Below are 7,072 nucleotides of genomic sequence, written 5' to 3' on the forward strand. Positions count from 1 at the left end.
GTGACCCATGTGCTCAACACCACCGGCCATAAAGATTTCGCCGTCGCCGTTCATAATAGCGCGGGTAGCGTCGTGCAACGCCTGCATGGATGAGCCACACAGACGGTTAACGGTAACGCCAGCCACCTTATGAGGAATGCCGGCAATTAACGCTGAGTTACGCGCAATGTTGAAACCTTGTTCTAAGGTTTGCTGTACACAACCCCAGTAAATGTCTTCCAGTTCTTCCGGGTCAACTTCCGGGTTACGCTCAAGTAAGCCCTTCATCAGCGCAGCTGAGAGGTCTTCGGCACGAGTATGGCGGAAAACACCATTTTTTGAACGCCCCATTGGCGTACGAATACAATCTACAATGACGATGTCTTTCATTTTAATAACCTCCTCAAGCCTTACTTCGCGCTGGTTGTGTCAAAGTAAGATTTACCGGCTTTAGCCATTTCGCGCATGCCGTCGGTAACCTGATAAATTTCACCCAGGTGCGCGTACTTGTCTGCCAGTTGAATAAAGTTGTCCATGCCAAGCGTTTCCAAATAACGGAAAGGGCCGCCTCGGAATGGAGGGAAGCCTAAGCCATAAAGCAACGCCATGTCTGCTTCGGCAGCAGAGCCCACAATGTCTTCTTCCAGACAGCGAACCACTTCGTTCACCATTGGGATCATGCAGCGAGCAATGACTTCATCTGCGTCCAGCTTTTTGCCTTGTTCACAGCCTAGTAACTCATAAGTCGCCGGATCAGCTTCTTTGGTTGGCTTACCTTTTTTGTCGGTGCCGTAAACATAGAAGCCTTTACCGTTTTTCTGACCGTAACGCTCAGCGGCTGCCAGCTTAGCAATGGCGCTGGACTCGTCGCGTTTCATGCGGGTCGGGAAGCCTGCTTCCATAACAACGGTACAATGATCCGCCGTGTCGATGCCGACAACGTCGCTCAAGTACGCAGGACCCATAGGCCAGCCGAACTGCTTCTCCATAACCTTGTCGATGCCGACGAAATCAACGCCTTCATCAACCATACCGGCAAAGCCTGCCAGGTAAGGGAACAATACGCGGTTCACTAAGAAGCCCGGGCAGTCGTTAACAACGATAGGGGTTTTGCCCAGTTTCAATGCATAGGCTACTACGGCATTAACAGTGTCATCTGAAGTTTTCTCGCCACGAATAATCTCAACCAGCGGCATTTTATGTACCGGGTTAAAGAAGTGCATACCGCAGAATTTTTCAGGACGCTTCAGGTTTTTAGCGAGCTCTGTAATAGAAATGGTCGAGGTGTTAGAGGTAAGAATTGCGTCATCACCAATGACACCTTCAATTTCCGCCAATACCGAACCTTTCACTTTCGGGTTCTCAACAACGGCTTCAACCACAATGTCGACGTCTTTAACGGCATCGTTCAGCAGCGTAGGTGTAATAGAAGATAAGATTTTAATCATCTTCTCGTTGTTCACCTTACCGCGCTCAACACCTTTTTTCAGGATCTTGCCAGCTTCTTTCATGCCCAAATCTAAAGCGTCTTGCTTAATGTCTTTCATTACAGCCGGTACGCCTTTAAGGGCAGACTGGTAAGCGATACCGCCGCCCATAATACCTGCGCCTAAAACACCCGCTGTTTTGATTTCTTTGGTTGCTGCTTTGGCGTACTTCTTAGACTTACTTTTAACCGCCTGGTCCGCCAGGAAGATACCAACCTGTGCCTGACACGCTTCAGTTTGGGTCAGATCGAAAAATGCGTTGTTTTCAGCTTTTAATGCGCCTTCACGGTGTTCGCGTGCGCCGTTTTCAATTGCTTCTAACGCCTTGTGCGGTGCCGGGTAGTGTTTACCGGCTTTGGCTGCAATTAAACCTTTAGCGGTAACCAGAGTCATCATCAACTCGGTGTCGTTGGCTTTTAACGGCTCTAACTTAGGCTGACGCTTGGCTTTCCAGTCTTGCTCGCCGGCAGCGGCAGCTTTCGCTAAATTCAACGCCGCTTTTGTCAGGTTCTCTGGCTCAACAATCGCATCAATTGCGCCAACTTTAAGCGCGTCTTCTGCTTTGTTGTTTTTACCTGTGGTGATCCACTCTAAAGCGTTATCAGGACCAATAACGCGAGGTAAACGCATAGTACCGCCAAAGCCCGGGATAAGACCCAGTTTAACTTCAGGCAGGCCGATAGTTGCTGTGGTATCCGCTACACGGTAGTCACAGGCTAATAGTGCCTCACAGCCGCCGCCTAACGCGAAGCCTTTAACCGCACCAACGGTGGGTACCGGCAGGTCTTCCAGTTGGTCAAATACGCGTGATGCTTTTGCGACCCAGCTGCGGGTTTTTTCCTGATCAGAGAATAGTGTCAGGAACTCAGTAATGTCAGCGCCTACAATAAAGGTCGACTTGCTACTGGTGACAATGACGCCACGTAAATCGTCAGTGTTTTGTAATTTTGTCAGTGCTTCACTGAATTCTTCTAATGTTGCCTGGTCGAATTTATTAACCGAGCCTTTCGCATCAAATTGTAATTCTGCGAAACCTGGTTCGATAAAATCGACCCGAATGCTTTCACCTTGATAGATCATCTTGGGTCTCCCACGACTTCCATTAATTTGTTGCTATAAAGAAACTGATTCTGCTATAGCTTTGGGTTAAGGTAGAGAGAGTTTGGCGCGAATACGCCAATTTTTCAACGGTTATTTAAACATGCGTTTGAATTAATGAAAAAGCAGTCGTTTATCATACGTTACAGTGCACCATTGTTTTTCGCGTTATCGCTGTTTAGTAGTGGTGCAGCCCAATCTGAACCTGTTGATAGTGAACAACGGGAGCAGCAGCGTGAGCTATTCAAAAAAGCAGAATACGCCGCTAAGCGTGGTCGTCTGAATGAATACCGTCAGTTATTACAGAAGCTGGAGGGCTACCCGCTCGTTCCGTATCTGGAACTGACAAGGCTGGAGCAAGTAGGCTATTTGGCTAATGAAGACCGGGTTTTGGCTTTTCTGGAAAAGTATGACAACACACCACTCGACTGGCAGCTAAGGCAGCCGTGGCTTACTTACCTGGCAGGGCAAGAAGAGCATGCACGCTTTATTCGCGACTTTCGGCATCCGGGCACTTTGACTCACCGTTGTCAGTTTATTGAAGCGCAACGAGAAAAAGGTTTGGGGGACGGGCCTTTCCGTCGCCAGGTTGATGCTATTTGGGAACACGGTTTTTCACTTCCTTCAGCCTGTGATCCCATTTTGAAGGAATGGGAAAGCCTTGACGGACGTACTGATGAGAAAGTTTGGAATAGACTGAAGATGGCAGCTGAACGCGGTAACCCAACGTTACTGCCTTACCTCACAGGGTTATTACCGGAGTTACAGCAATATCTGGGTGAGTTTTATCATAAAGTGCGCTATTCACCGGCGGCCATTGAAGACGGTTCCTGGTTTAAGGGACGTTACCCTGAAAAAGAAGCCCAGATAACGACTTTTGCACTGACAAAGCTTATTTGGCGAGATGAAAATATTGCCCTGCGCAGTTATAAAAAACTGAAGCCCGAGCTACCCTTTTCAGAGGCGCAGGAAGAACGCATAGCAGAAGAGTTTGCGGTTGCGCTAAGTTTGAAGTCTCATCCGGAAGCGCGCGTCTGGCATGACCGTGTTCCGGTTAATGCGCTCAATGAGCGAGTTCTTCAGTGGCGTTTAGCTATTTACCTTAAAGACAAAGATTACGAAGGTCTGCGTGATGCTATTCAAAGTCTCCCCGTTGCTATTCGGCAAGGGAATCAGTGGCGTTACTGGCTTGCGCGTACGCAGGAAATTACCGGGAATGCGTTAGTTGCTCAGCAACTCTACGAAGACTTATCCGACGAACGCCATTATTACGGCTTTCTAGCCTCTGCAAGGTTACAGAAACCGGTTAGCCTTGAGCACGAAAAGCTTGAGGTGAGTGTGGTTCAGCTTGAACAGATCCGGAACCATCCGAGTGTCCAGCGTGCATACGAGCTTATTCAGCTTGAGCGCTGGGTGGACGCAAGGAGAGAGTGGAATCACTTATTAACTCAACTCGATGGCGAAGAGCAAAAGGTCGCAGCGTATCTTGCCAGCGAGTGGGGGTGGCATGATCAAGCCATATGGACATTAGCGCAAATTGGTCATTTTGACGCCGTGGGCATTCGTTTCCCATTAGCTTATAAAGACATATTAGGAAGGGCATCACAGGCCGCAGGAATAGATGAAAACTGGGCTTTAGCCATTACCCGGCGAGAAAGCAACTTCCGGCATGATGCTTATTCCAGCGCGGGCGCCAGAGGCTTAATGCAAATACTGCCCGGCACCGCCAAACAACTGGATACCAAAAACAACAGTTGGCGTCGTTTAAATGACCCGTCGGTCAATGTGCGATTAGGAACTCATTACTTGAGTCGCCTGAAACATCGGTTTGAGAATAACTGGCTATTAGCTACGGCAAGCTATAATGCAGGATACTACCGTGTGAGAGAGTGGCTACCAGAAGAGCCTGTTTATGCCGATGAGTGGGTTGAAACCATCCCTTACCATGAAACCCGAGATTATGTAAAAGCGGTATTGAGTTACCAACAAATTTATAGGATGTTAGGTGGTAACGAGGATAATTTGTTTGAGCAAGTTGTTGATATGACCATTGTTGAGACTGAATAAGGCGATTCAATATGACTGCGACAGCAGATTTGTGGCCGTTATTTCCTGACCATATAAAGCAGCTTCAAACCCGTGCGGAGCGACTCTGCAAACGAGAAAATTTAGATTTACTCGCAATACACTCAGGCCAGCAAAAGCGCTGGTTTTTGGATGACATGAATTATCCTTTTCGTGCGAATCCTCATTTCAAGGCTTGGTGTCCGGAAACGCAGCTTCCTAATGCCTGGGTCATTATAAAACCCGAGACCCGTCCAACGCTCGTTCTGCTCAATGCTCCGGACTTTTGGCATACAACAGCAAATTTAGAAAGTGAACCCTGGCTAGAAGAGTTCCACGTGGAACACATCAGTTCGCCTGAGGCTATAGAAAAGCTCTTACCTTATGATAAGAAAAACGCCGCCTACCTGGGTGAACATATTGAAGTAGCAAAAGCGCTAGGCTTTGAGAACATCAACCCAGACCCGGTTCTTCACTTCTTTCATTATCATCGTTTGTTCAAAACAGACTATGAAATAGCCTGCTTAGCGCAAGCCAACCATATTGCCGCAGAAGGACATATTGCCGCGGCAGAGGCCTTTTTTAAAGGCGACTCCGAGTTTGATTGCCTGTTGAATTATATGGCGGCGACACGGCAAGGGCAGAATGAAGTACCGTACAATCATATTATTGGACAAAATAAGAACGCGAGTGTTTTACACCATTGGTTACCGGATAAAAAATCACAAGTGTCGTTAAAGTCGATGTTGGTTGATGCCGGCGCTGAGGTTTGCGGTTACGCTGCCGATATTAGCCGGACTTGGTCGGCAGAGCATAATGAGTATGAAGAGCTGATAGCGGCTCTTGACCAAATTACGTTAGCGCTTATTGATAAAATGAAGCCAGGTATGGAGTTTCCTGTATTACATCAGTTGGCTCACGAGCAAATTGCTAACGTGCTTTTTGCCTTTGGTTTTGTCAGTTGCAGTCCCGAGCAAATGATTGAAGACGGCATAACGAGCGTGTTTTTCCCGCATGGCCTGGGCCACCCTCTAGGACTGCAAGTGCACGACGTTGGCGCTGCTCAGGCTGACGAGCGGGGAACCCCCATACCGTCGCCAACAGGCCACCTTACATTAAAAACAACCCGTACTGTCGAGCCGCGGCAGGTGTATACCATTGAACCCGGTATTTACTTTATTGAGCCTTTACTGCAAAAGCTGGCGAGTTCTCGCAATAAGCACGTTATTAATTGGAAGAGGGTGGATGAGTTTCGGCCATTTGGCGGTGTACGGATTGAAGATAACATTGTTATCTATCGGGAACGAAATGATAACCTTACGCGACAAACGTCTTTGGATGCTTACGTGAAAAAGGTTACCCGTCTTGCATGATCAAGATTACGATATTCCGGTCTCTGAAGCTGAAGTTGAAATAGAGATAAAAGGCAGTCGTTTTATCGCCTGCCTTGCGCATACCGACAATGAAGTCAGCGCCGCTGAATTTTTAACTGAAGTACAAAGAAGGTGGCCAAAAGCTTCGCACTACTGTTCAGCCTCCGTGTTTTCTGCTCCGAATAATAGCCAACGTTTAGCCTCCAGTGATGACGGAGAGCCTTCCGGAACGGCAGGAAGGCCCATGCTTATGGCACTGCAAAGCAGTGGTGTAGGGGAGGTTACGGCAATAGTGGTGCGCTACTTTGGCGGCGTAAAGTTAGGGACTGGAGGCCTTCAACGAGCCTATACGGAAGCGACCGTCACTGCGTTAGCGGAGCTTGAAAAAGAACGTCGGGTTTTCAAACAGGGGTTTCAGTTGCACTTTGCCTATACCGACCAGGGCGATGTAGAGCCTATTTTATTTGAAGCCGGTGTTGAAACAGCCTCGTCGGAATACGGAGAGAGTGTGTTGCTGACTGTGTTATTAAGACCCATAGAGGTAGAGACGCTGCAGAAAAAACTACAGGCCGCTACCCGAGGCCGGGTTCAGCTAAAGCCTCTTAATTAGAAGAACATTGCGCTGGGCTGGAAGACTTTCTCAACCTGATCAATGTACTTTTTATCCAGCAAGAACAGAATAACGTGGTCGTCCGAGTGAATAATGGTTTCGCTGTGCGCCATGAGTACTTCATGCCCCCGAACAACGGCGCCAATAGTGGTACCCGGCGGAAGTTTAATGTCTTTAATGGCCTTTCCGACGACCTTAGAGGTGTCTTCATCACCATGTGCAATGGCTTCAATGGCTTCAGCAGCGCCTTTACGCAGCGAGTACACATTCACAATATCCCCACGGCGTACGTGGGTGAGTAACGCTGAAACGGTGGCGCGTTGTGGCGATATAGCAATATCAATTTCACCGCCCTGAACCAGGTCAACGTAAGCACTGCGCTGAATCAGTACCATGGTTTTGCGGGCACCCATGCGCTTAGCCAACATAGCCGACATGATATTTGCTTCGTCGTCGTTGGT

Annotated in this window: 5 protein-coding genes and 1 pseudogene; 3 read left to right on the forward strand and 3 right to left on the reverse strand. The window is 48.3% G+C overall.

The features are described from left to right. A pseudogene (gene fadA, locus B3180_RS12880) lies at positions 1–369 on the reverse strand (acetyl-CoA C-acyltransferase); the annotation flags it as partial. Positions 370–389: 20 nt separating this feature from the next. Next, positions 390–2,546: a fatty acid oxidation complex subunit alpha FadB gene (gene fadB, locus B3180_RS12885; RefSeq protein WP_278358506.1), complete on the reverse strand. Its 2,157-nt coding sequence runs from the start codon at positions 2,544–2,546 to the stop codon at positions 390–392. Positions 2,547–2,681: 135 nt separating this feature from the next. Here fadB and B3180_RS12890 point away from each other — a divergent pair, with 135 nt between their 5' ends. From B3180_RS12890 to B3180_RS12900, 3 genes are read left to right on the forward strand one after another with little or no spacing between them, the layout of a single operon-like run. Beyond that, the gene (locus B3180_RS12890) at positions 2,682–4,631 is read left to right on the forward strand and encodes a transglycosylase SLT domain-containing protein (protein WP_271332029.1); all 1,950 of its coding nucleotides are present in this window, start codon (positions 2,682–2,684) and stop codon (positions 4,629–4,631) included. Between the two features lie 11 nt (positions 4,632–4,642). Beyond that, entirely contained in the window at positions 4,643–6,001 is a 1,359-nt protein-coding gene (gene pepQ, locus B3180_RS12895) for a Xaa-Pro dipeptidase (RefSeq protein ID WP_278358507.1), read from the forward strand. Then, positions 5,994–6,611 carry a YigZ family protein gene (locus tag B3180_RS12900; protein ID WP_054488926.1) on the forward strand — a complete coding sequence of 206 codons (618 nt, stop codon included), beginning with the start codon at positions 5,994–5,996 and terminating at the stop codon, positions 6,609–6,611. Before pepQ ends, B3180_RS12900 begins: the two co-directional genes overlap by 8 nt. On the opposite strand, the gene B3180_RS12905 is transcribed toward B3180_RS12900, so the two are convergent. Further along, a partial coding sequence (locus B3180_RS12905) for a TrkA C-terminal domain-containing protein (RefSeq protein WP_286844965.1) occupies positions 6,608–7,072 on the reverse strand: 465 nt, incomplete at its 5' end. The two genes, B3180_RS12900 and B3180_RS12905, sit on opposite strands and share 4 nt — an antisense overlap.

The sequence above is a fragment of the Idiomarina sp. UBA4206 genome, from assembly GCF_002383015.1.
Lineage (GTDB): Bacteria > Pseudomonadota > Gammaproteobacteria > Enterobacterales > Alteromonadaceae > Idiomarina > Idiomarina abyssalis.